Below are 22,026 nucleotides of genomic sequence, written 5' to 3'. Positions count from 1 at the left end.
CTCACCGCGCCACATAGAGGGTGGCACCGCCGGTCCGGTCGGCGATGGTCCGGCCGTAGACCACCACCGGCGCCCCATCGGCGAAGCCGGCGATGTCGTCCTCCACCGTCACGGTGTCGCCGATCCAGATGCCGGGCGCCCCGTCCAGCGCCGGCAGCTCGTAGAGGGTGGGCGGCGCCGACAGCTCGGCCACCCAGGCCGGCAGCTCGGCCGCCGCATCGGCGCTGAAGGTCAGGGCGGTCTCGACGGTGGCCACCTTGGCCGAGCTGCCCCAGGCGGCGGCAATCGCCGCGTCGGTGGCCGATGGCACCTCGACCCACTCCTGGGTCCAGCGGGTGGCGTCGGCCGCGGTGGCGTCGGTGGCGGCGCTGCTGGACGGGCTGGGGTTGTGGGCGCAGCGCAGCACCACCTGTTTGGCCGGCGGGTTGTGCTGGCCCTCGACATATTGCAGGCCTGTGGTGGTGCCGGCAGCGCTGCTGTAGGCCCGGACTGCCGCAGCGGCGGTGGGACGGGGAACCCGCGTCACCACCAGTTGGCCGTCGGTGCCGACAAACCAGCCGCCCCGCGGTACGCTGCCGACGAACTTGGCATAAGCGGCGGCATGGGTGGTGCCGTCGCCGGCGGCGAGGAAGAGCCCCACCGTGCGCGGCACCGCGTCGATACCGGCGCTGTCCACCGTGCTGGCCAACCCGGCACCGGTGGCCAAGGCGGCGATCAGCTCCCCGATGTAACGGCGGTAGAAGCCATTGAACGTCCGGCCAAGCACCTCGACCCGGAAGTCGGCATACCTCACCGTGGTGGTGACGATCCCGCTGGCAAGGTCGACCGTGAAGTGGGCATTGTCCGCCGGCACCGTGCCGCTCTGCTTGGCCACCCCGACACCGGAAGACCAGCCCCGCGGCACGTCCTGCACCGGCTTGCCGCCGCCGACGGACCAGCGGTGATACCCGTCGACGATGCCGAGATAGGTCGGCCGCGCCATCGGGCAGTGACCCAGCGGCAGCTCCTTCAGCGTGTCCTTCAGCTCGGCCGGCCCTTCATAGCCGCCGGTGCCCTTGTAGCGCTCGGTCTGGATCGGCGTGTCGTAGTCGAGGCGGGAGTCGTAGATCGGCAGGGCGATCTCGGTGCGCTTGGGCTTGGGCTGACCCACCCGGGCGGTCCAGATGGTCACCGCCTCGGCCAGCGGCGCCCCGTCCTCGATCTCCCGCTCGGTCACCGCCTGGATGACATAGTCGCCGGTCAGCAGCAGGTTGAGCGGCCGGTCATCGAGGGCGAGGCGCGACCACGCGCCGGTGTCGAGGTCCTGCACGGTGGCGAAGCGCTGTCCCGGATTGCGCGAGGCCTCGTTGCGCAGCACCAGATCGCCGATCCGCAGCTCGGCCTGCCCGTCCGCAGCCCCCAGGCTGCCGACCGACACCGACGCGTCGGCGCCGGCGGTCACCAGCGGCAGCCAGGTGACGTTCGGCGGGCTGTCGGCCGGGCCGGACTGGTAGCCGGGGAAGGTGGCCAGCGGCAGCCGGTGGCGATGGCCGCTGGGGCGGTGGAACAGGGTGAGGTCGACGAGACGCACCTTCATCAGGCGGCCCTCCGGGTGTTGGCAAGTTTTCTGGGCAGGTCGCCGGTGGCCGCCTCGACGCGGGCCAGCAGGGCGGCGGCATCGGCGCCGATGCGGGCGCGCTGGGTGAGGGCGTCGTGGCCGATGGCGCGGACTTCGTCGCGCAGGCCCTCCACCGCCTCGAGCAGCTCGGCCACGCCGGCGCCGCCGGCGTCGAGGTCGGGACGGCGGAAGGAGACCGTCGGTGCCGGCGGAGACAGGCCGCTCACCGCCGCGTCGAAGGCCGACGCGATCCGCAGGCTGTCGGCGCTGGAGGCCACCGCCGCCCCACCGCCCTGCCACAGCAGCTCCGGCCCGCGTTCCCCCACCCACACGGCGCCGGGTGGGGTGGACAAGGTGCCGGTGGCAAAGCCGGGGATGCGCCGCGTCCCAGCCAGCACCTCATCGATGCCGGCCCGCAGGAACCATTCGGCCAAGCTGAAATCTGGATTGGCTGCCCGCGCGGCCTGAATGTCCGGGAATTGTCCGAAATTCGCCTCGATGTCGGCAGCACTGAAGGCCTGCAACCGTCTCCGCTTGTCGGCGGTGGAAACCGCGGACTCGAAGCGGCCCGCCTTGCCCGCGGTTGTGGCGAGCCAGATGTTGAAGGCTTCGTCGATGCCCCCTTGCCATCCTATCCGCCGGGCAACACCCAGTTGATCACCGGCCGACAGGCTGTCCCATTGCGCCTGTACAGCAGCCGAAGCTGCGTAGCGGGCAGAGTTGACCGTGGTCGGCTGGGTCGTTCCGGGCGTCGTCCCGGTCAGCGTCTGGAGCGGGGACAGCGCGGCCTGCCAGACGGCAAAGCTCTGGTCCATGACGTCGCGCAGGCCGGACAGGCTGCCCAGCTGACGCTGCCCCATCGATGCCGCGTCGGCCCGGGCGCGTTGCAGCTCCTTCAGCTGGTCCTGCGCCACCTGCAGGTCCTGGGTGGCGGTGTCGAGGCTCAGCCCGCCGGTGTCGCCCAGCTCGGCAAAGACCCTGTCCACCTTGTCGAACAGCACCGACGCGGTGCCGCCGCTGGCCGCCTTCTCCAGCGCCACCAGGGTGGGGCCGACCTGCAGCAGGGTTTGCCGGGCGGTGTCCTTGTCGGCATCGGTCGAGCGGCTGTCCTGCAGCACCGCATAGGCGGCGTCGAAGCGGTCGCTTGCCTCCTGGATCTTCTGCCGCGGTGCCAGCGGCGAGTCGTCGCCCTCGCGCAGGGCGGCACGGGCGTCCTTGAACTGCTGGGCGGCCTGCAACAGGGCGATGGCGCCGGACTGGATGGAGTCGACCACCTCCTGTTTGGCGGCGATCTCGCGGTCATAGGCGTCCAGCAGGTCCTGCTGTGCCAGGGTGAAGGCTTGGGCACCCCGCTCGGCCGCCTGCACCAGGCGCAGTTGGGTGGTGTCGTAGCCGGCAGCTCTGGCGTCGGCCAGAGCCGCCGCCTGCTGGGCGTCCAGCGCGATCAGCCCAGCGCCGCGGCTGTTGCCGAGCGCCGCAATCATCCGGCCGGTGACGTCAGCCTGCCAGGATGCCTTCTGCGCCGCCTTCCCGGCCGCATCGGCGCTGTCGCTCCACGCCTGGGTGAGATAGCCCACCATGGCGGTGTACTGGTCGCCGCCGATGGTGCCGTCGTAGAGCGCACCGTTCAGCCGGCCCAGCGCCACCCGCTCGGCCTCGATGGTCAGCGTGCCGGCGGCAGCGGCCCGCTCCACCCCGTCGATGACACCGGCCAGTCCGGCTACCGCCGCGTTTGCGCGGTCGAGACCAAGCCCCTGCAGCCGGTCCAGGGCGCTGGATTTGGCGTGGGGGTCGATCAGCGCCTCGATGGCGACCGCACCCTGCCGCTGCACATACGCCACCGCCTCGGCGTAGCTGTCCTGCAGCTTCTTCGTGTAGCGCGTCGCCAGCTCGGCCACTTCGCCGGTGGTGTAGCCCAGCGACAGCAGGGCCGGCCGGAACTGTTCGAACTCGATCTCGGCCTGCTTGGTCGCCGCGGCCATGCCCACCAGCGGCTTTGCCGCCGGGCCGAGACCCATCATCGCCTCGATGCCCTTGCGGGCGGCGGCGGTCAGCTCGGTCTCGGTCGCCAGCCCCAGCTCGCTGGCCTTGCTCCGCCAATCGGTGATGTTGGTTTTCACCGACTCGCCGATGGCCTTGGCGTTCTCGGTGAAGGTCTTCAGCAGGTTGTTGGTCGGATCCAGGCTGGCGTTCATCACGTCGAGCTGCTGGCGGAAGCCGGCGGCGAAGCCCAGGTCGTTGGCCAGATCCTCGGCCTTGGTCGCCTTGGACGTGCTCAGCGCCTTCTTCACGTCATCGTTGACGCCGGTCAGCTGGCCGCTGCCGATCAGCCCCTTCAACGACTCCCGCATATAGAAGGCGATGGCTTCGTTCTGGTCGGTGAACGCGGTCTTCTGCCCCGCCTTTTCACCCACGGTCGGGGTGACGTACCACTTGCCGTCTTTCGCGAACTGCTGGATGAGCCCCGTGTTCGCGCCGTCACCGCCGGTCAGCTTGCCGCCGATGCCCGTGACGAGCACGTTCATGGCGGTCGCGACCCCGTCAGTGATCTGCTGCATCTGGCCGGCGTCGGCGCCGTTGTCCGCCAACGCCACGTCGGTGCGGAACCCGCCCGTACCGTTCAGGACGATGTTGCCGCTGCTGTTGGGGCCGACGGTGGGCTTCTGGGAGCCGCCGATCGCCATGACCGCCGCCAGCACCGCCGCGGCGACCCAGCCGTACACCGGGATGGCGGACAGGGCCGCCGTCGCGCCCGCCATGCCGCTGACGCCGGCCGCCGAAGCCGCAGCGCCCATCCCCATGGCGCCCATAGCGGCAGTTCCAGCCGCCATGGATCCGACGCCAAGAGCGGCACCGGTCAGGCCGCCCCCGATTTTGGACCCGCCCATGAATCGGTTGGACAGGTAGGCGCCGCCCATGCCGCCGATCATGCCGTACGGGGCGGCGGCGCTGAGGGTTCCGCCCAGCCCGAGACCGGACCCTCCCACACCCCCGGCGCCGGCGCTGAAGGCTGGTGAGGTCTCGCTGAGCATGGCGATCTGCGACGCCTGGACTGCCGGACTTGCAGCCACAACGGCGCCGTTCGCCAGCGTGACCGTAGGAGCGGCATACCCAACGGCGGCAGCGGTCGGGGCGATGCCAAACACGCTTGTGCCGATCTGGTCCACGATCCCCGTCGTGCTGAACCCCAGCTTGTCGGCAGCCCAGCCGGCACCTTTGCTCAACGCCGTATTGGTCAGGCTGCCGGTCAGGCCGCTGCCCGGCCCCGCCTGTCCCATTTGCCCGCTGCTGCCGCCGAAGAAATCGAACGCCGTGGGCAAGTTGCTGCCCGTCACCCAGTTCTTCAGCGGGTTGATGAGCGCCATCTTCAGCGCGAGCTGCTGCAACTCCACGCTGACGGTGCCGATGGCGTCCGCCCACGACATCGTCGACTTGCCGGCGGCGGACAGCTTCTGCAGAATGGCATCGAAGCTGCGGTCGCCGAACCGCTCCAGCTCCTGGTAGGCGGCGTTGGTCCGCTCCAGCGCCAGGTTCTGCCGGGCGAGCGCTTCGGCATTGGCCAGATAGGCCTGCCCCTCCCGGCTGGCGGCGTCAATGTTGCGGTCGCGCAGATCGATCAGCGCCTGGGTGCGCGCCAGCTCCACCGCGCGCATCTCGGCCGAGGCGCCGATCAACTGCAGCTGCTTCTGTCCCAGCTCCAGCTGGTCGCGCTGCTGCTGAAGCATCGGCCCGGCCGCCGCGGCCGACTCCAACTGCTGCGCCTGGGTCAGCAGCTCGATGTAATGCGCCTTCGCCTCGTTGTATTTTTGAGTCCCTTCCTCGCCTTCCTTCAGCGCCAGCGTGTGGGCCTGCTCGGCCACCTCGACCGCCTTGACCGCCTTCGGACCCTGTTCGTAGGCGTCCATCAGCGCCCGGGCCGAGCGGATGCGGTCCTGGATCGGCTGGTCGGCGTCCTTGCGCAGCTGCTGGACGGTCAGCGCCTCCACCTGCGCCTCGGCCGCCGCCGCAGCATCGCCATAGCCCTTCAGCCCGGCCGCCGCCACGCGGTTGGCCGCCGCCGCCGCGCGCTGGGCGGCTTCGCCCTTGCCGGCCGCCGCCGCCAGCCGCTGCTGGGCGGCGACGTCCATAGTGAGCTGGGTGACCTGGGCGCCCACCTCGCCGGCCAGCTCGGCCCGCGCCTTGCGCAGCAGCTGGGTGCGGGTGCTGCCCTCCTGCGCCGGGTCGAGGCCTTCGCGCAGCCGCTTGGCGACCTCCACCTCGACCTCGGCCGCCTTGATCGTCGCCGGGTTGCCCGATGCCCGCGCCCGGGCCAGCTTTTCGGTGGCGTCGGCCTCCAGCGTCAGCAGCCGCACCGCTTCCGCCGACTCCGCCGGAACGATCCGGCTCTTCAGCCGGCCGCGCACGACGTCGCGCTGGGCGTCCCAGCTCTGATAGGCGGTGTCGTCGGAGGACCGGCCGCGGTCCTGCAGGCCGGTGACGACAGGGGTTTTCTGCTCGGGCGGCGGCCCGACCACCTCCCCGACGCGGCGCTCCAGCCCTTCCGGCAGCGACAGGGTCCAGCTCTTGGCCCCCAGCTCTGCCAGCTTGGAGGCCACGCCGCCCACGGCCGAGCCCAGCCCGGCGAAGCGCGAGGCGGCGGTGTCGGCGGTCTGGCCGGCGGCGAGCACCGCCTTGGCCGCCTCGTCGGCCGGATTGGCCAGCAGCGCCAGCCGGGCGGCCAGTTCCTTCGCCGTCTTGGCCGCGGCTTCCGCCTTGGTCGCCGGATCGGCCAGACGCTGCGCCAGCTCCAGCAACGGCTTGCCGGCGGCGCCGGCGTTGCGGCCGACCTCGTCCAGCACGCGCACCAGGTTGGCGATGGCCTCCGGATCGTCGGCCGCGGCCGAACGGAAGGCCTGGAACGCGACGCGCAGCCGGTCCACCCGGTCGGCCGCCAACCCCATCCGCTCGTAGACGCGGGCCGAGCCGGCGCTGTCGGTGGACACGTTCCAGTCGCCCGACACCGGCCGCGCCACCGAATCCGGGCGGTAGACCGCTGCCGACGCGGCGCTGCGCTGGGCGGCGATCGCCTTGGCCTGCTCGGCCAGAGCCTCGTCCAGCTTGATCCGGGTCACCGCCCGCATGCTGTCGGACAGGCGCCCGTACTGGGTGGCCAGCTGCTCGACGTCCGCGGCCGAGTCCTTCACCGCGTCCTGGGCGGCGCGCTGCGCGTGCTCGAAACTGTCGGCCGCCGCTTCGGCCGCCGTGGTGCGGGTGGCGAAGACCGCCACCGCCGCGGCACCGGCCAGCAGCGCCGCCCCCCACGGCCCACCGACCACTCCGAGCATGCCGGCGCCGGCGGCCTTCACCCCGTTCCAGGCCGCGGTCAGCAGCGAGGCCCGTTGCGCCAGAGCGACGCTCGCGGCGTTGGCGCTCACCGCCATCGTGGTGAGGTGGGCGTCGGCGACCACCACGGCCTCGCCGGCCGCGGCGGTGGCGAGCTGGGCGGCGCGCAGCCGGGCGAGCGAGGCCATCTTTTCCGCGTCGGCAGCAATCGAGGCCTCGCGCGCCATCACCACCGTGGCCTCGGCATCGCGCTCGGTCGCAAGCGCCTTGGCCAGCACATAGACGTTGGTGGTGAGCGCCGTCTTGGCCCGGGCCGACGTCAGCGCCGACTCTGCCGATGCCAGCGTGGTTGCGGCACTGCTGGCGGCGGCGGCCTTCGCCGCGAACTCCGCCTCGGCCGCCTGCACCGTGGCGACGGTGGCGGCCCGCGCCGTCTGCACCCGGATCAGGTCCTGCGCCGCCGCCAGCTTCTCGGCATTGGCGGCCTCGGCCGTAGCCACCGCCTTCGCGTAGAGGGCGACGCGCTGGTCATTAATCGCCTGGGTAACCGCGGCAATGCCGGTCGGCATCGTCCGCGCCGCGGCGATGGCGCCCAGCGCCAGGGCGGCACCGCCGGCAGCCTTGGTCACCGCATCGAGGTTGTCGGCCAGCACCAGGATGCCGGACGAAATGCCGGCGGTCAGGCCGACCGCCTGATTCATCCGGCCGATCTGGCGCTGGGCGGTGTTGGCCAGCACCGTCAGGCTGTCCGACACCGTCGTGGCCATGTGGCCGAACTCGGTGTCGATGGCGGTGCTCTGCTTCAGCAGCGCGGTCACCACCTTGTCGGCGGTCAGCGCTCCCTGCTCGGCCAGCGACTTCAGGGCGCCCCGCGGCACGCCCAGCCCCTCGGCCAGGGCCTTGGCCAGCCGCGGCGAGGCCTCCATCACCGAATTGAACTCGTCGCCGCGCAGCACGCCGCTGGCCATCGCCTGAGACAGCTGCACCAGCGCGCCGGCGGCGGTGCCGGCCTCGGTGCCGGAGATCTTGAAGGTCTTGGAGATGGTCTCGGTCAGCCGGATCACCTCGCCCTGGGACTTGCCCATGGTGAGGGCGGCGTCGGCCAGCGAGGTGTAGAGCCCGACGGTCGGCTCCATGGCCGAGCGGGCGCGCTGCGCGGCCTGAAACAGCTGCTCCTGGACGGCCACCGCCTTTTCGCCGGCACCGGCATAGAGCGCGATCTTCGAGGCGGACAGACTCCAGGCGTCGGCCGCCTTGATCGCTTCGCCGGCCCCCTGCGCCAGCCCGATGCCGGCGACCACGCCGGCGACACGGCCGGCAGCGCTGCCCAGCGCGTCGAAGCTGCCAGCGGCCCGCCGCACGGACCCGTCGACGCGGCCGGCGAACCGGTCGACGCGGGCTTCCGCCTGCGACAGCACCCGCCGCAGGCCGCTGTCGTCCGCACCGACCGGCACCATCATGCCGGGGAAATCAGCCATGCCGGTCTCCGAAAACAGAAAGGGCGCCGGTCACCCGGCGCCCCTGCCCTTGCCCATGCCCATGTCTGGACCCGGGCGCTTCAGGCCGAACACGGCCCGCGCCCGCTCCTTCAGCTCCGCCGTGTCCTTGGGCTTGCGCTTCTGGCGCTTGGCCCCCGGTGTGGTGGCAGCGAGGAAATCGACCTTCCCGTCCAGGGCCAGCTGGATGTCGGGGAACGGGGCGTCCAATGCCTCGCTGCGCGACCATCCCAGCCAGCCCGTGGCGTACTGGAACATCCGGTCCATGTACTCCGGGAAGGTCAGCCGGCTTCCCCCGACGCGGCGGCCTCGCTCTCCGGTTCGGCCTTCCCGGCCTTGGCGGCGTCCGTCTTCGGCGCCTTGCCACCGCCGGCGAGGAAATTGAGGAACAGCAGCACCTGCGGCGCCACGACGACGACACCCTCGGCGAAGATCGCCTCGGCGGTGGCTTCGGCCTGCTTGCCGACGCGGCCGGCGGCGGCGTTGACGACATTCACCAGCGTGTCGAAGTCGAAGGCGTTGGTGTTGGTGAAGGCCTGCTGCAGCCCGCCATACAGGCGGCAGATGGTGCGCGAGGCGCGGACGTTGGCGAACAGCTCGACGTCTTCGCCGTCGAGGCTGACGGTCATCACGCCGTGCGCGAAGCGCGGCGCCGTGCTGGGGACGGTCATGGCAGGATCTCGCTTTGGACGGGGAGAAAGGCCGGCAGCCAGGGCGGGCTGCCGGCATAGGGGGAGGTTGGCTCCGGCGCTTACGGCGCGTCGGCCGCCACCTCGATCGGCTCGGCGTCGATTTCGAGGCCGACGCTGGCCTCGATCACCTTGTCGTTGCCGCCGATTTCGGTGGTGTAGGACATGACGTAGGCGCGCAGGTAGATCGTCGTCGGCGTGCCGCCGTCCGGAGCGTCGTCGAACTCGATCTTGACGTTGTAGGCCGCCTTGCGGTTCTTCGCCGCGGCGCGGATCGCCGTCTGGCCGGCGCCGGTCGGAACGCGGGCCAGCTTCAGCGTGCCCGAACCGTAGTCGACGGTGCCCTTCTTCTTGTGGACGGCCCCGTCGCCCAGCGTCTTGTAAGTGACCTTTTCGAAGGTCTCGCCGAAGGCGCCGATGTCCTCGATCTCTTCGACCTCGGTCCAGGCGAGCGCCTTGTACTGCGCTTCGGTGGTGCACAGGGCGGTGGTGGAAAGGAACAGGCGCGTGCCGGCGCTCTGAACAGCGTTGCCGCTCATGGGTATGCCCCTCCTTCGGGCAAAGAAAAGGCCGCCCGAAAACCGGGCGGCTGGGGAAGCTCCGGAGATTCCGGAGGGTTCAGGCGTCGGACTTAGGCGGTGGGCTGGCCGAAACCGGTCTGGTAGGTCACGGCGAACTGCAGGCGGGTCACCCCGGCCTTCATCTCGCCGCCGGTCAGGCGGTCGGTGACGGTCCGTACCAGCTCGATGCGGTCCAGCGTCCCGCCGAACCTGCCGCCAGCAGCAATCGCCTGCTCGATGCGCAGGGCCATGGCGTCGAGCCGGTCGTCCAGGTCGGCGCCGGCGCGGACGTAGCCATCGACATAGAGGTCCATGCGCCGCATCTGGCGCCGGCTGCCCATGGTGAGTTCCTGTATCGCCTCATCCGGCGTGAACAGGCCGATGCAGGGCAGCGCGTCCGGCTGCAGCGGATCGTCCCGGTTGGCGGTGACGGGGGCGACGGCCCCCAGCGCCGCAGCGATGGCGGTGCGGATCCGGGTGCGGGGATGCATCAACGCGCCTCCCGCAGCAGCAGGACGGTCATACCCTGTCCGTCCGGCCGCGGCTCGGACACCGTGAAGGGCAGGCCGCGCACCTCGATGGCGGCGCCGGCGGGCACCGGTCCGCCCATGTCGGCGTCGACCACGGCCAGCGAGGTCATCAGCGTGGAGACCGGCCCGTCGTCGGTCTCCACCTGGTAGTGCCGGCGGTCGAAGATGCCGATGACAGTGACGTCGGACCGGCCGGGCCGGCGGATCACCGCCGGCTCACCGAAGGCACCGACACAGGCGGCGTTGAGGTCATCGAAGACCATGGCCGATCACCCCTGCAGAGCGGCCCAGGCCCGGTCACGCTGGTCGGCGGTGACGTCCGCCCCCAGCACGTCGCCCAGCGCCTTCAGCTCCGGCTTGCCGCCCTTGAAGTGCTTGGCGTTGGCCGGGTCCAGCTTGCCGATCGCCGCGATGATGCGGTCGAGCGGCAGCTCTTCCCCCTCGGCCACCTCGCCAGCCTTCACCCAGCGGGCGAAGCCGCGGGCCACCAGCGAGGCGGCCTGCTCGTCCTCCGGATCCTTGACCTCGATGACGGCCCCCGGCCGCAACGTGGTCTCCCTGGCCACCTTCACGGTGGCCAGCAGGCGCAGCTTGGCCATGGATCACCTCACCGTCGCGCACATGCAGGCGTTGGGACGCCGCGGGTAGACCAGCGGCGCCGACTGGCTCAGCAGCATGCGCCGGCCCGGGTTCTCTTCGATCCAGCTCTTGGGGAAGACCTCCAGGGCCTGGTAGCCGGCGCGCGGGTCGAGGATGGCGCCATGGGCCTGGATGCCCTCCATGGCGCCGGTGGCGCCCAGCAGCACCGTGTGATCCGACAGCAGCTCCTTGGTGGCGCCATTGTCCTTGTACGTATCGTTGTACGTATAGAACTCCACCATGCCGATCCGGCCCTTGAACACCGGGGTACCGGGCACGCCGGGCTGGAAGCCCATCTGCACGATGGCGGCCTGCCCCAGGTTGCGGTCGAGCACCTTCTCCAGCTTGGAGTCGGCCTCGAACAGGGCCCAGGCCTTGGCGTCCATCACCACGACATTGACCGCGGCGCCGGACTTCCGCCCCACCAGGTCGATCCATTCCGACATGTCGGCATAGGGCGACACCCCGGCCTCGCCCCAGCGGGCGGCGCCGGACAGCACCAGCGACAGATCGCCGTCACGCTGGAAGTCCACCAGGACCTCCGGGTAATCGTCGCCCTTCACCACGCACTTGCCGGTGCGCAGGACCTCGGCCGCCATCACCTCTTTGCGGCGCAGGATCTGGTTCAGCTGGCGCTGCAGCTTACTGCCCAGAATGGCTTGCTCGCGGGCGCCGGCCGACAGGGTGCCGGTCAGCGGTTCCCCGGCCAGCCGGCGCAGCGGCTCGCCCGGCTTGATGTCGTGCAGCGGCTTCACATAGGCCGGGGCGAACATCCTGGTTTCATAGCCGGTGTCCGACCCGACGCGGCCGGCAGCGAGCGGCGAGACGAAAGGGGCGATCTCGATGTCATCGACCTCGACGTCGAAGACGATCTTTTCGTCGTCGCTGAAGCTGGCCAGCGGGAAGAACATGTTCAGCAGGAAGCGGGGGGCCTTGGCGCGCAGCGACTGCAGCACCCCCAGCATGGCAAGGGTCGAATAGATGTCCATGGGTGGGGTCCTCAGAGGAAGATCGACAGGTCGCGCAGCGCGTCGGCCGCCGACGCGGCGGAGTGGCCGGCGCCGAAGGTCAGTTCGCCCGGGTTGAACTCACCGGTGAAGTAGACGACGGCCTGGATGTCGGCCGCGGTGGCGTCCACCGGTTCGGCCAGCACCGCGCGCACCGCTTCGGAGCCGTCGCTGGAGGCGGCGGCCGACAGGGTGAACGTCTTGCTGGCGGCGATGCGGCCGAGCACGGCGCCAGCCGGGAGCACGCCGGCGCCGCTGGCGATCGTCACCAGCCGGGTGACGCGCGGGAAGTCGCCGGCGATCAGGGACGGCAGCGGCTGACTGGTCATGGAGGAGAAGCTGGCGGAGGTCATCGGGTGCCGTCCTTCTTGGGAATGAGCCCGACGGCGGCCATGCTGGCCAGCACCGCGGCGGCGGCCTTCTGGTCGTCGCTCATGGTGGCGGCGTCGGTGGAGGCGCCGACGGTCGGGTTGGGGTGGGCGTCCATGGCGGCGAGTGCCAGCGGGTTGCCGGTGGAGGCGCCGGGCTCGGTGGCGCCGATGGGAGCGGCCTCCAACACGGCACAGGCCTGCTCGACCGTCAGGTCGGTGTTGAAAGCCAGATGGGCGGCGAGCTGGACGCGGCCGGCAGCGGCCGACGCGGCGAAGATCGCGGCGCCTCGCTCGCGCTCGCTCGGGGCGGCGGCCTGCTGGCTGCCGGCGGTCTTGTCGCCACCGTCGCCGTCACCCGGCGCAGGCGTCTCCTTGCCGTCTTCCTGGTCCTGCTGGTCTTCCTGGTCGGCGCCGTCGCCGGTGCCGGTCTTGGTGGTGTCGGTGCCCGCCTGGGTCTCCCCGTCCGCCGCCTTGGAGCGGCCGAAGGGGTTCAGGTGAGCGAAGCTGAACGTCTTCACTGGGTGTCCCTCACATGATCCACCAGGGCCGAAAAGGCCCGGTCGGGTGGCAGGACCGCATCGGCCAGCCCAAGGCGCACGGCCTCGGCGGTGCCGACCGGCCCCTCAAAGCAGCGGGCCTCTGTGGCGAGGACCGCCGCCACGTCGATGCCGCGGGCGCGGGCGACGGTTTCGGCGAAGAGCTGGCGCAGCGCGTCGACCTGCCCCTGCCACTCGGCACGCACCGCCTCGGGCAGCGCGGCGTAGGGGTGACCGTCGGTCTTGTGGGCGCCGGACTGGACGATGGTCGGCTTCAGCCCGGCCTCCTCCAGCATGCGGGAATAGTCCCAGTGCATCAGCCAGACGCCGATCGATCCCACCCCACCGGTGCGCGGCACCGCGATGCTGTCGGCGGCGCAGGCGATGGCGTAGGCGGCGGAATAAGCCTCTTCGCTGCAGATCGCCCCCACCGGCTTGGCCGCGGCCTTCTTCGCGGCGACGATCCAGTCCACCAGGTCGAAACAGCCCTGGGCGATGCCGCCGCCGCTGTCGATGTCGAGGCAGACGGCGCGGACGTCCGGATCGGCGAAGGCGTGCGCCAGTTGGAAGCGCAGCCCGTCGTAGCCCGTGACCCAGCTGCTGCCGATGTAGCCCAGCTTGGGCACCAGCAGCCCGGCGACCGACACCACCGCCACGCCCCGGTCGACCTCGTAGGGCCGTCGCGTGCCGTTGACCTCGCCCAGCCGGGTGCAGCCGGCCGGCAGCTCCCCGCCGGCGCGGTTCGCCTCGGTCAGCTGCACCATGCGGGCAGCCGCCGTCTCGGCCCAGGCTGGGGACACCAGCACGGGCTGCATCGTCTTCAGCATGTCGAAAGGCTCCGTTACGCGCCGGCGGCAGCCGGCTCGGGCTGGTCAGGGGTGGGCATGAAGTTGACTTCGGGCAGGGTCAGCCCGCGCGCCTTCAGCGCCTCCTGCTCCAGCGCGATCTGGTCCAGCAGGTCATCGAGGTCGCGGCCCTGGTCCAGCGCCTCGTCGCGCAGGGTGGAGATGCCGAGCCGCACCCGCATCGCCGCAGCGGTGATTTCCTTGACCGGGTCCACCCAGCCACGGGCCGGACCGCGCCACACCCCGCGCAGCCACGCCTGCCGCCGCGCCCGGCTTTCCGAAAAGCCCGGCAGGTCGAGATAGCCGCGCCACACCGCCTCCTCCAGCACCAGGTCGAGCGTCGGCCGGCACCAGGTCAGGGTCTTGTGCATGCGCAGGAACAGCACGAAGCGCCAGCCCTCCAGCAGCGAGGCGCGGGCGCTGGAGTAGTTGGTCTTGGAGAAGTCGCGCATGAACGTCTCGTAGGTCATGCCGATGCCGGTGGCGATCAGCCGGCTGACCGTGGTGACGAACCCGTCCATGCCGGCGCTGGGGCGGTTGCTCGAGTAGCCCTTCAGCGTCTCGCCGGGCAGCAGCCGCGGGATGGCGCCGCCCGGGCCGATGCCGAGTTGGACCGACGGCTGGGCGTTGCGCATGTCCATGTAGCTGTTGGCGTCGCCGAACAGGTCCAGCAGCGTCTGGCCGTCGGCCGGGCTTTCCAGCACCGCGGCGATCACCGCATTGACCACCGCCGCCTGCAGCTCGGCCCGCTGGAACCGGGCGCGTTGCTTCAACTCGGTCATCACCGGCGCGAAGACCGACACGCCGCGGTGCTGGCCCGGCCGCTTCTGGTCGAAGGAGTGGATCACCACCCGCCGTCCGCCCGGCCCGCGCAACGGCACCCGCTGCCACTCCGCCGCCGCCATCGCCCACGGCATGAACAGGTCGCCCGGGTGGCTGCTGCGGACATGGTAGGCGACGGGTGCCCCGTACTCGTCGATCTCGACACCGTCGCGCAGGCGCGGATCGCCGATGCGGTCCTGCGGGTTGGACAGGCGGTCGGCCTCCACCGTCTGCATGACGGTGGCGAAGCGGCTGCCCAGCCGGCGCTGCCGCTCCGGCAGCCACAGCGCCAGTTGCAGACTTTCGCCGACGACAAGGTCGGACTGCACCGACTGGCGCAGCATCGCGCCGAAGGGCAGCTGGCCGGTGACATCGCAGGCGTCGCGGTCCTCGCTCCACTCGTGCCAGATCGACTCGATCCGCCGCGCGGCCTCCTGCGCCTCGTCGCGGCCGATGCCCAGCGCGCGGTAGTCCGGCATCGACTGGAAATCCAGCCCGAAGCCGATGGCGCTGTCCTTCAGCGACTGGACGGCACCGGAGACCAGGGCGTCGTTACGCTCCAGGTCGCGGGCACGGGCGACGATGGTCTGGCGGTCGCCGTCGAGGTCGGCATCGGGCGAGCCCGCCGCCGGCGTCCAGTCGCGCAGCTCGGGCGCGTTGCCGGATCCGGCGAGAAAGGCGCCCATCGCCGCCTGCACCCGCGCCCGCCGGATCTCGCCCTGGGTGATCGGTCGGCCGTGCCGGTCGAGGATGACGGGAGCGGTGGTCATCAACCGATCGTCCGGACATAGGGCGACACCGCCGGACCGCGCCGGCCCTTGGCCGCAGCGATCTGGCGCTCCAGCGAGGCGATGTAGCTGGCCAGCTGGGTCGCGTTGGCCGGGGCGTATTCGACCACGCGGTCGCCGAAGCGCACGCTGACCGTCTGCCGGCCGAGCCGCAGGGCATGGTGCGCGGCCCGCGCGTCGGCGAGCCACGCCTCCAGGGTGGTGACGTCGGTCATAGGTACAGCTCCCCTTTGTCGGTCGAGGCCGGCGGCGCCAGCGCCACCGGTTGGACGGCTACGGCCGGCTGGCTCAGCCTGCGCGCCCGCGCCACCGCCGCGGCGATCGCGTCGGCCGGTGTCGGTTCCGCGTCGGTATCGCCAACGGCTTCAGCGGGCGCTGCATCGACTTCCGCCTCGCCCAGCTTGACGTATTTGCCGGACAGCGCCTGAAGGCCGCACACGGCGGCGTAGGCATAGACGAAGCACACCCCGGCCTCATGGGCTTCCGACGGCTTCTGCCACACCGTGTATTGCTGGCCGCGCGGGACGATCAGCCGCTCGCGGGTGAGCTGGGCGAAGAACTCGTCGTCCAACTCGCGGGCACCGTCGACCGGCGCCTGTGGGAAATGCACATGGCGCGGCCCGGGCTTGTCCACCGCCAGGCTGCCATAGGCCCAGTCACGCGCGGCGTTGCCGCCGATCATGTACCAGACATGGCCCAGCTTGCTGGACGGCTTGCGCGGCCACACCTTGCCCCGCTGGCCCCGGCTTTCCGAGCGGCCCTTGATCGCCCACACCCGGCGGGAGCGGCGCTTGTTGGCGAAGGCATAGACCTCCTGCGTGTGGTGGCCGCCGCTGTCGATGCAGCTGGCCCGCACGTCCAGCGTGGTGCCGTCCGGCTTGCGGAAGCGGCGCAGCAGCACGCCATCGTCCAGCGCTGCCCACACCTCGCCCTTGGCCGGATCGCCCGGCAGGACGAAATGGCCGATCAGCCAGACCTCCAGCCCGCGGCCCCAACCGTAGACGGAGGCCTCCAGCCGCGGGTTCACCTTGCCGGACTGGACGTCCACCCCGACGGTGATGAACTCCACCCCCGCCGGCACTTCGGCCGGGTACGGCTCCATGCGGTCGATGAAGCTGCTGCTCTTCACCTCCTGCCCATAGATCGCCCGATAGGGGCGGCCCAGCCGCAGGTTCATGAAAGGCTGCACCAGGCTGGCCGGGTCGGCCTGCGCCTCCAGCCATTCCTGGACGATCACCGTCCAGGCGGCGTTGGGATTGAGCGACATGCCCGTCCACAGGTGCATGCCGACATGGCCGGGCACCTTCGCCTTGGCGGTCGGGCGCCATTCGCCGTTGGCGTCCATCCACGCCTTGTGCCGCTCCTCGATGACGCAGCCGCAGGTGCCGACGTACCACACCTTGTCCAGGGTGCCTTCGGCGTCCAGGCTCCATTTCAGCCCGTGCGGCACGTCCGGCCCGCCCCAGTCCAGATACTGCCAGCCGTCGAGCTGGCCGGTGGCATCCGAGCATTGCGGGCACGGCACGAAGTATCGGCGCTGGTCCGACGCCAGCCATAGCTTCCACACCCGGCTCGTCTCGTACAGCAGCGGGGTGGAACCGCGCACCATCGAGCGGTTCCAGAAGGTTTCGCCGCGGGTCCAGAACAGCTTGAGCTTGTCGCCCTGGGTCTTGGCCCCGGGCGTCCAGCCGTCGCCGTCGATTTCGTCGGCGAACAGGAAGCGGGCCGAATAGCGGCGGAAGGCATCGTCCGACGCGGCGCCGACCACGCGCACGCTGGCGCCGTTGCTCAGCTGGTAGAAGGTGGCGTTGTCCTGCTTCTCCCCCTTGCGGGTCGGCCGCATCAGCGGCTTCAGCGCCGGCGTGTCGCGCAGCATCGGGGCGATTTCCCCGCTGCCGAAGTCTTCCGCGTCCGGGATCGTCGGCTGGGCGATGGCGCACAGCGTCGGGTCCTGGTGGAGGTGGTAGGCCACCGCCAGCGTGGCACAGCGCGTGTAGCCGACGCGCGCCGCCTTCAGCACGGTCAGCAGCGGCACAGCCGGATCGCACATCAGGTCCACCAGACCACGCTGGTAGCCGTAGAGCGTCACCTTGCCGTGCTCGGCCCCGGTGCCCTTCGGGATCCAGCCGAAGCGCTCGGCCCACACCGAGCCGCTCATGCGCTCCTGGAACTTCAGGCTGCCCTCGAACAGGGCCAGCAGCGCCCGGCGCAGCTCGCCCCGCCCGGTCCGGTAATCGCCGTGACGGTGGGCGCTGACCCGCGCCGCCGCCTCAAACCCGCGGTTCATCGCCCCAGCTCTTGACCAGCTCGTCGCGGGCGGCGTCGAAGGCCCGGTTGATTTCCGTCTCCGCCATCGCCTGGATTTCCGGCGCCCCGGTCATCGCCGCGGCGCGGCCGGCGATCTTGGCCACCGCGTTGGACAGGCCGGTGCGCAAGGAAATGCAGAAGCCGGCGACGTCGGCCGCGGCCTCATGGCGGTTCACCACTTCGTTCAGCGCCTCGTCGGCCTTGATCTCGGCCACCACCGCATCGGCCACCGCCTTGCGGCGCTTGGCTTCGTCGGCGGTGATGACGCCGATCTCGCCCTCGTAGCCGGCGGCGACGTCGGCCACGGCGCGGTCCACCAGCCAGCGGTGGACGTCGGCGGTCGCGAAGGCCCATTCCCGGCCCTTGGCCCCCTTCTCCGCGAAGGGGCAGCCGTCGCGCACCCACGCGTCGACGGTGGGCAGGCTGACGCCGAACAGGTCGGCCAGCTCCGCCCGGTTCACCCGTTGGCCCGGTTTGGACATAAACAAAAACCTCGATCCGAAAATTTCTCAGAGGGTGGACCGGTGCGGCCCGAATTACCCTCGTGGGTGGTACCCCCCGGAAGGACCCGTCACCGCCGGGCGGCGAAGCGGGCGTTGACCGTCCGCACCGCCTCCTCCAGCCGCCGGCCGATGTTGGCCCGCACCGCCCGCTCGACGATGTCGTGGAAGCGGAAGCGCGGGCGGTAGCTCGGCGCCCGAACGAAGATCACCACCGGCCGGGCGTCGGCGCCGTCGCGCTGGTAGATGCCCGGCGGCAGCCCGCCGGCGTTGCCCGGCAGAGCGGCGAAGTAGCCGTTGCGCCGCCGCTTCTTCCTGCTGCGGGCGCTGTCGCTCCGGTTGGCCGTGTATCCCTGCTCTCCGAAGGCCCGGGTCTGCGACAGGATGCGCACCACCTCGGACCGCCGCATGTTGCCGTAGGCGTCCAGCCTGGCTTCCTCACCGGGGACGGCGAACATGCCGGCCGGCAGCAGGCCGGCGGCCCGCAGCTGGCGCTCCATCCGCTTGTCCCGGCGCGGCCCGCCCTCGACATTCGGCAGCAGGTAGCGCGCCGCCGGTGTGCCCTTGCCGGCATCGTCTTTGAAGCCCACCCAGGCCACCGGGTCCGCCTTGGTGGCGGGCCGGACGAAGGTGGACTTGATCGTGTAGGGCGTCGGCCGGTCGAAGGTCTCCGGCAGCGCCTGCTGCACCGCCAGCTTTGCGTCCTGCGCCGTCCTGGTCAGCGCCATTGGCAGGGCGTAGCGGGTGAGCTGGTCTCCGTACTGGCGCAGCGCAGCCTTAATCCGCTGGGCAGACGCATGAATCCGTGGCTCGGTCACTCTGTGAACATTCCAGTCGGCGCATAAGTCGCAGATTTCATACAACTGCGTGCGGCACCAAGCCCTTTGACACCAACGGAGAGTATAATGAGAGTGATTTTCACCGAAGCACTCCAGACGATCGGATGCTGCCATGGGCGAGAAGAATCAACCAATCGCCGTCTGCCTGTCCTGCCGAAAACCGTACTACGCATTGGCACCCGTCTTTGACGTGTGCATGGCCCAGACCGCTTCCGGACGCTGCGAAGGCGAGGTTGTCATCCGATGGAGCAACGATGACTGGGTTATCTGCCCATCCTGTGATGGCAGCGGTTGCCCTCGCTGCAATGATGTAGGGTGGCTGCCCGCTCGTCCGTAAAACGTTGGCACGCCCCTACATCCCCTCACTGTCTGGGGTCGGCGCCACTGTCAAAGTGTTCACGCGTGAACACTTTGGATGGCCGGCGGAGGCGGTCCCGGACGTCGAGCGCCAGCAGCACCAGCCGCCCGGCCACCAGCGCCACCGTGCCCCAGAAGGCCAGTTCCTGCGCCGGCCCATGCAGGGCGTCGAGCCACCAGCCCATGGTGCCGCCGATCGTGACGATGACGCCGTCGGTGGCGGTGCGGGCGGTGAGGCCGTGCATCACGTCCTCCAGATGCATGGTCATGCCGCCAGTTCCTCGGTGAGGTTGGCCAGCCGCTGCCAGCCAGCCTCGAAATAGCGCCGGTCGCGCTCGATGCCGATGAAGCGCCGGTCCGTGGTCAGGGCGGCATGGCCGGCCGACGCGCTGCCGAAGAACGGGTCGAGCACCGTCTCGCCCGGCGGGCAGACGGTGCCGATCAGCTCGGCCAGCAGCCCCACCGGCTTCTCCGTCGGGTGGGCGCCGAACCGCACCGGCGCATGACGCAGCACGTTGGCGACGTTCCGGCGCAGCGGCTCCGTGCCCTTGCCCTTGGTGAAGTGGTGGATCAGCTCGTGCTGGTGACGGAAGTGCGTCCCCATGCCGAAATAGGTCTTGTCCCACACCAGCAGCCCCACCCGCTTCAGGTCGGCGCTTTCCATGGCGTCGGCCGCATGGCCGGACAGGAACAGCGCGGCCTCGCCCCCGTCGATGGCATCGGCCAGATGATCGCCCATGCGCCAGTCGATGAAGGCCAGCACATGGCCACCCGGCTTCAATACCCGCTGCCACTCCATGGCGCAGCTGCGCAGCAGGTGGAAGAAGCCGCGCGTGCTCAGGCTGTCGGAGCCGAACCACCGGTCGCTGGCGCCCTTGGTCGACCGCGTCATGGTCTTGCCGTAGGCAGTGCGGCCGGCCTCACGGGTGGCCCCGCTGGAATAGGGAACGTCGGTCAGCACCAGGCCGACCGAGCTGTCGGGAAGCTCCCGCATCCGGTCGATGCAGTCGCCCAGCATCAGCGTCGCGGCGCCGATCGTCACGGATTGGGAGATCATTGCGGAAGCCTTGGATTTCAGCCGTTTTTCAGGGGGTAGCTTGCGATAATGCCGATTTTCGCAAGCTCGGTTTCAGGCAGTCGCCACCATCAGCGGCTTGACGAAGAAGGCATCATCCCCGCCATCGATGGAGACGCCGGGGATGGTCACCGCCACCTTCGGCTCCGCCAGCAGGGCGGCCCGGTCGACCTCGCTCTTGGTACGGAGGAAGCGCCGCAGCTTGCGGTCTTCCTCCAGCCGCTTCAGCAGCGCGTCGACATCCGCCACCACCAGCTTGGCCGTCGTCTTCTTCACGCCGATCATGCCGGTGGGCAGCGCCACCGACTTCTTGGTCCCGGTCAGCAGGCTGGCCCGGTTGGCGTCGAAGTAGCCGCGCAACAGCTCCGTGTCGGCGGCGATGGCCGTGCGCAGCACCGCCGCCGCGGTCTCGTAGGCGAGGTTGGCCTGGGCGACAGCCACGTCCAGCGAGGCCTTCAGCCGGCCGAGCTGCGCCTGCGCAGCGCCGATCCGGCCGACAACGGCCGCGGCTTGGTCCTGGGTGCGCACCCTGCGCACCGGAGCGGCGACGGTCTCGCCCATGTCAATCCTCCGCAATGAGCGCCGCCATCTGGCCAGCCAGATCGGCGCGGTTGTCGTCGTAGATCTGCAGGGTCTGGACGTTGCGATGCCGGCTGAAGCGCTGCACCGCCCGGATGTTGCCGTTGCTGGCGTCCAGCGCCGCGGTGATGGCCGAGTGCCGCAGCCCGTGCGGCCGGGTGGCGATGCCCACCCCGGCGCCCAGCTCACGCACCACGTCATAGACGGCGGCGCCGGTCAGGCGCCCCTCGCCCCGGCCGGCGGCATCGAGGCGATGGAACAGCGGTCCGGGGTCCTTCCCCCGCACCGCGATCCACGCATCGAGCGCCGCCCTGGTGGCGGCCGGCAGGGTGACCCGCTCGCGCTGGGTCCGCCCCTTGCCCAGCACCGCGACGGTGCCGCGCCGGCTCTCGTAATGCTCCAGGTCCAGCGACACCACCTCGCCGCGGCGCAAGGCCACGTCGTGCAGCAGCCGGACGATGGCGGTGTCGCGCAGGCCCTTGGCGTCGGTGCGCTCCTTGGCTTGCGCCACCATGGCCCGCACGCCGTCCCGCCCCGGTCCCCGCGTGTCGCGGTAGGCAACGGAATCGACGTTCTCCGCGTCCAGCGTCCAGCTGACCAGGCCCAGCGTGTTGCCCAGCTTGACCACCGACCGCAGCGCCGCCAGCCGGCGGTTGACGGTGGCGGGTTGGAGCTGGCGCCGCAGCATGTCGGTGCGGTAGCCCAGCGCCAGGGCGTTGGCCTGCCCATGCTCCACCGCCAGCAGCATCCGCACCGCCTGTTCGGCGGTGGCGGCGAAGGCGGCGAGCCCATCCTGCCGGGCGACGAAAGTCCGGAAATCCTCATGATCCCGCCGGTAGGCCCGCACCGTGTTGGCCGAGCGCCCGGCATAGAAGGCGTCCAGCAGGTGTTCCTGGATGCGGTCCAGCCGCAGCGCCGGGGCGTGGCGGGCGTCGCTGACGTCCTGTCCGGCCGGATCGCCCGGAAGGACGGGAAGGCTCATCCGTCGATGGCGTCGCGCAGCTCGGCCACGGTCATGTCCTCCGGCAGCTCGCGCAGCATCGCCGCGACCTGCTGGCCGAAGAACTCGACCGCGCCGTCCGATGGGCACACCGTCACCGGGTCGCTGTAACGGGTGAGGCCGGCGCCGGCGGCGACCGCCTCGCGGATCAGCTCGTCCATCCTGCT

The 22,026-nt window shown here is 70.8% G+C and carries 22 protein-coding genes; all 22 read right to left on the bottom strand.

All coding sequences use genetic code 11. The features are described from left to right. Window position 1: 1 nt before the first annotated feature. Complete coding sequence (locus tag ABNQ39_RS14330; protein WP_376958196.1) at window positions 2-1,576, bottom strand: hypothetical protein; 1,575 nt, start codon at window positions 1,574-1,576, stop codon at window positions 2-4. Beyond that, on the bottom strand, window positions 1,576-8,397 hold the full coding sequence (locus tag ABNQ39_RS14325; RefSeq protein WP_376958195.1) for a tape measure protein: 6,822 nt from the start codon (window positions 8,395-8,397) through the stop codon (window positions 1,576-1,578). Before ABNQ39_RS14325 ends, ABNQ39_RS14330 begins: the two co-directional genes overlap by 1 nt. 30 nt (window positions 8,398-8,427) lie before the next feature. Beyond that, window positions 8,428-8,682 carry a hypothetical protein gene (locus tag ABNQ39_RS14320; protein WP_376958194.1) on the bottom strand — a complete coding sequence of 85 codons (255 nt, stop codon included), beginning with the start codon at window positions 8,680-8,682 and terminating at the stop codon, window positions 8,428-8,430. 14 nt (window positions 8,683-8,696) lie between these two features. Continuing rightward, entirely contained in the window at window positions 8,697-9,086 is a 390-nt protein-coding gene (locus tag ABNQ39_RS14315) for a hypothetical protein (protein ID WP_376958193.1), read from the bottom strand. Window positions 9,087-9,166: 80 nt separating this feature from the next. After that, window positions 9,167-9,643, bottom strand: coding sequence for a hypothetical protein (locus ABNQ39_RS14310; protein WP_376958192.1), 477 nt, complete (start codon window positions 9,641-9,643; stop codon window positions 9,167-9,169). Between the two features lie 92 nt (window positions 9,644-9,735). Further along, the gene (locus tag ABNQ39_RS14305) at window positions 9,736-10,155 is read right to left on the bottom strand and encodes a hypothetical protein (RefSeq protein WP_376958191.1); all 420 of its coding nucleotides are present in this window, start codon (window positions 10,153-10,155) and stop codon (window positions 9,736-9,738) included. Then, the gene (locus ABNQ39_RS14300) at window positions 10,155-10,457 is read right to left on the bottom strand and encodes a head-tail joining protein (RefSeq protein WP_376958190.1); all 303 of its coding nucleotides are present in this window, start codon (window positions 10,455-10,457) and stop codon (window positions 10,155-10,157) included. The genes ABNQ39_RS14305 and ABNQ39_RS14300 overlap by 1 nt, the downstream gene beginning before the upstream one ends. A gap of 6 nt (window positions 10,458-10,463) precedes the next feature. After that, window positions 10,464-10,793 carry a hypothetical protein gene (locus ABNQ39_RS14295; RefSeq protein WP_376958189.1) on the bottom strand — a complete coding sequence of 110 codons (330 nt, stop codon included), beginning with the start codon at window positions 10,791-10,793 and terminating at the stop codon, window positions 10,464-10,466. 3 nt (window positions 10,794-10,796) lie between these two features. Next, on the bottom strand, window positions 10,797-11,822 hold the full coding sequence (locus ABNQ39_RS14290; RefSeq protein ID WP_376958188.1) for a major capsid protein: 1,026 nt from the start codon (window positions 11,820-11,822) through the stop codon (window positions 10,797-10,799). An 11-nt stretch (window positions 11,823-11,833) separates the two neighbouring features. Beyond that, window positions 11,834-12,193 carry a head decoration protein gene (locus ABNQ39_RS14285; RefSeq protein WP_376958187.1) on the bottom strand — a complete coding sequence of 120 codons (360 nt, stop codon included), beginning with the start codon at window positions 12,191-12,193 and terminating at the stop codon, window positions 11,834-11,836. Continuing rightward, entirely contained in the window at window positions 12,190-12,729 is a 540-nt protein-coding gene (locus ABNQ39_RS14280) for a hypothetical protein (RefSeq protein ID WP_376958186.1), read from the bottom strand. Before ABNQ39_RS14280 ends, ABNQ39_RS14285 begins: the two co-directional genes overlap by 4 nt. Continuing rightward, window positions 12,726-13,574, bottom strand: a complete 849-nt coding sequence (locus ABNQ39_RS14275) for a S49 family peptidase (RefSeq protein WP_376958185.1) — start codon at window positions 13,572-13,574, stop codon at window positions 12,726-12,728. Before ABNQ39_RS14275 ends, ABNQ39_RS14280 begins: the two co-directional genes overlap by 4 nt. A 14-nt stretch (window positions 13,575-13,588) precedes the next feature. Beyond that, window positions 13,589-15,184 carry a phage portal protein gene (locus tag ABNQ39_RS14270; protein ID WP_376958184.1) on the bottom strand — a complete coding sequence of 532 codons (1,596 nt, stop codon included), beginning with the start codon at window positions 15,182-15,184 and terminating at the stop codon, window positions 13,589-13,591. Beyond that, window positions 15,184-15,417: a phage head-tail joining protein gene (locus ABNQ39_RS14265; protein ID WP_376958183.1), complete on the bottom strand. Its 234-nt coding sequence runs from the start codon at window positions 15,415-15,417 to the stop codon at window positions 15,184-15,186. Before ABNQ39_RS14265 ends, ABNQ39_RS14270 begins: the two co-directional genes overlap by 1 nt. Further along, a complete protein-coding gene (locus tag ABNQ39_RS14260) occupies window positions 15,414-17,489 on the bottom strand; it encodes a terminase gpA endonuclease subunit (RefSeq protein WP_376958182.1) in 2,076 nt (691 codons plus the stop codon). The genes ABNQ39_RS14265 and ABNQ39_RS14260 overlap by 4 nt, the downstream gene beginning before the upstream one ends. After that, window positions 17,473-17,991 carry a terminase small subunit gene (locus ABNQ39_RS14255; RefSeq protein WP_376958181.1) on the bottom strand — a complete coding sequence of 173 codons (519 nt, stop codon included), beginning with the start codon at window positions 17,989-17,991 and terminating at the stop codon, window positions 17,473-17,475. Before ABNQ39_RS14255 ends, ABNQ39_RS14260 begins: the two co-directional genes overlap by 17 nt. 89 nt (window positions 17,992-18,080) lie before the next feature. Continuing rightward, a complete protein-coding gene (locus tag ABNQ39_RS14250; protein WP_376958180.1) occupies window positions 18,081-18,827 on the bottom strand; it encodes a hypothetical protein in 747 nt (248 codons plus the stop codon). Between the two features lie 383 nt (window positions 18,828-19,210). Next, the gene (locus ABNQ39_RS14245; protein WP_376958179.1) at window positions 19,211-19,474 is read right to left on the bottom strand and encodes a hypothetical protein; all 264 of its coding nucleotides are present in this window, start codon (window positions 19,472-19,474) and stop codon (window positions 19,211-19,213) included. Further along, window positions 19,471-20,262, bottom strand: a complete 792-nt coding sequence (locus tag ABNQ39_RS14240; RefSeq protein WP_376958178.1) for a DNA-methyltransferase — start codon at window positions 20,260-20,262, stop codon at window positions 19,471-19,473. The genes ABNQ39_RS14245 and ABNQ39_RS14240 overlap by 4 nt, the downstream gene beginning before the upstream one ends. A 72-nt stretch (window positions 20,263-20,334) precedes the next feature. Next, window positions 20,335-20,841 (bottom strand): host-nuclease inhibitor Gam family protein, encoded by a 507-nt coding sequence (locus ABNQ39_RS14235; RefSeq protein WP_376958177.1) that lies wholly within the window; start codon window positions 20,839-20,841, stop codon window positions 20,335-20,337. 1 nt (window position 20,842) lies between these two features. Beyond that, window positions 20,843-21,841, bottom strand: coding sequence for a tyrosine-type recombinase/integrase (locus tag ABNQ39_RS14230; RefSeq protein WP_376958176.1), 999 nt, complete (start codon window positions 21,839-21,841; stop codon window positions 20,843-20,845). Continuing rightward, the gene (locus tag ABNQ39_RS14225) at window positions 21,838-22,020 is read right to left on the bottom strand and encodes a hypothetical protein (RefSeq protein ID WP_376958175.1); all 183 of its coding nucleotides are present in this window, start codon (window positions 22,018-22,020) and stop codon (window positions 21,838-21,840) included. The genes ABNQ39_RS14230 and ABNQ39_RS14225 overlap by 4 nt, the downstream gene beginning before the upstream one ends. Between the last annotated feature and the right edge of the window lie 6 nt (window positions 22,021-22,026).

It is taken from the genome of Azospirillum sp. A26 (assembly GCF_042604635.1).
In the GTDB taxonomy this organism is placed as follows: Bacteria; Pseudomonadota; Alphaproteobacteria; order Azospirillales; family Azospirillaceae; genus Azospirillum; species Azospirillum palustre.
The sequence above is the reverse complement of the archived record's forward strand: the minus strand, read 5'-3'. Positions and strand labels throughout refer to the sequence as shown.

Excerpts from the sequence above, each read along its gene's own strand:
- ABNQ39_RS14330 (WP_376958196.1), bottom strand. The coding sequence starts at position 1,576 with ATGAAGGTGCGTCTCGTCGACCTCACCCTGTTCCACCGCCCCAGCGGC.
- ABNQ39_RS14325 (WP_376958195.1), bottom strand. The coding sequence starts at position 8,397 with ATGGCTGATTTCCCCGGCATGATGGTGCCGGTCGGTGCGGACGACAGC.
- ABNQ39_RS14320 (WP_376958194.1), bottom strand. The coding sequence starts at position 8,682 with ATGGACCGGATGTTCCAGTACGCCACGGGCTGGCTGGGATGGTCGCGC.
- ABNQ39_RS14315 (WP_376958193.1), bottom strand. The coding sequence starts at position 9,086 with ATGACCGTCCCCAGCACGGCGCCGCGCTTCGCGCACGGCGTGATGACC.
- ABNQ39_RS14310 (WP_376958192.1), bottom strand. The coding sequence starts at position 9,643 with ATGAGCGGCAACGCTGTTCAGAGCGCCGGCACGCGCCTGTTCCTTTCC.
- ABNQ39_RS14305 (WP_376958191.1), bottom strand. The coding sequence starts at position 10,155 with ATGCATCCCCGCACCCGGATCCGCACCGCCATCGCTGCGGCGCTGGGG.
- ABNQ39_RS14300 (WP_376958190.1), bottom strand. The coding sequence starts at position 10,457 with ATGGTCTTCGATGACCTCAACGCCGCCTGTGTCGGTGCCTTCGGTGAG.
- ABNQ39_RS14295 (WP_376958189.1), bottom strand. The coding sequence starts at position 10,793 with ATGGCCAAGCTGCGCCTGCTGGCCACCGTGAAGGTGGCCAGGGAGACC.
- ABNQ39_RS14290 (WP_376958188.1), bottom strand. The coding sequence starts at position 11,822 with ATGGACATCTATTCGACCCTTGCCATGCTGGGGGTGCTGCAGTCGCTG.
- ABNQ39_RS14285 (WP_376958187.1), bottom strand. The coding sequence starts at position 12,193 with ATGACCTCCGCCAGCTTCTCCTCCATGACCAGTCAGCCGCTGCCGTCC.
- ABNQ39_RS14275 (WP_376958185.1), bottom strand. The coding sequence starts at position 13,574 with ATGCTGAAGACGATGCAGCCCGTGCTGGTGTCCCCAGCCTGGGCCGAG.
- ABNQ39_RS14270 (WP_376958184.1), bottom strand. The coding sequence starts at position 15,184 with ATGACCACCGCTCCCGTCATCCTCGACCGGCACGGCCGACCGATCACC.
- ABNQ39_RS14265 (WP_376958183.1), bottom strand. The coding sequence starts at position 15,417 with ATGACCGACGTCACCACCCTGGAGGCGTGGCTCGCCGACGCGCGGGCC.
- ABNQ39_RS14260 (WP_376958182.1), bottom strand. The coding sequence starts at position 17,489 with ATGAACCGCGGGTTTGAGGCGGCGGCGCGGGTCAGCGCCCACCGTCAC.
- ABNQ39_RS14255 (WP_376958181.1), bottom strand. The coding sequence starts at position 17,991 with ATGTCCAAACCGGGCCAACGGGTGAACCGGGCGGAGCTGGCCGACCTG.
- ABNQ39_RS14245 (WP_376958179.1), bottom strand. The coding sequence starts at position 19,474 with ATGACCATGCATCTGGAGGACGTGATGCACGGCCTCACCGCCCGCACC.
- ABNQ39_RS14240 (WP_376958178.1), bottom strand. The coding sequence starts at position 20,262 with ATGATCTCCCAATCCGTGACGATCGGCGCCGCGACGCTGATGCTGGGC.
- ABNQ39_RS14235 (WP_376958177.1), bottom strand. The coding sequence starts at position 20,841 with ATGGGCGAGACCGTCGCCGCTCCGGTGCGCAGGGTGCGCACCCAGGAC.
- ABNQ39_RS14230 (WP_376958176.1), bottom strand. The coding sequence starts at position 21,841 with ATGAGCCTTCCCGTCCTTCCGGGCGATCCGGCCGGACAGGACGTCAGC.
- ABNQ39_RS14225 (WP_376958175.1), bottom strand. The coding sequence starts at position 22,020 with ATGGACGAGCTGATCCGCGAGGCGGTCGCCGCCGGCGCCGGCCTCACC.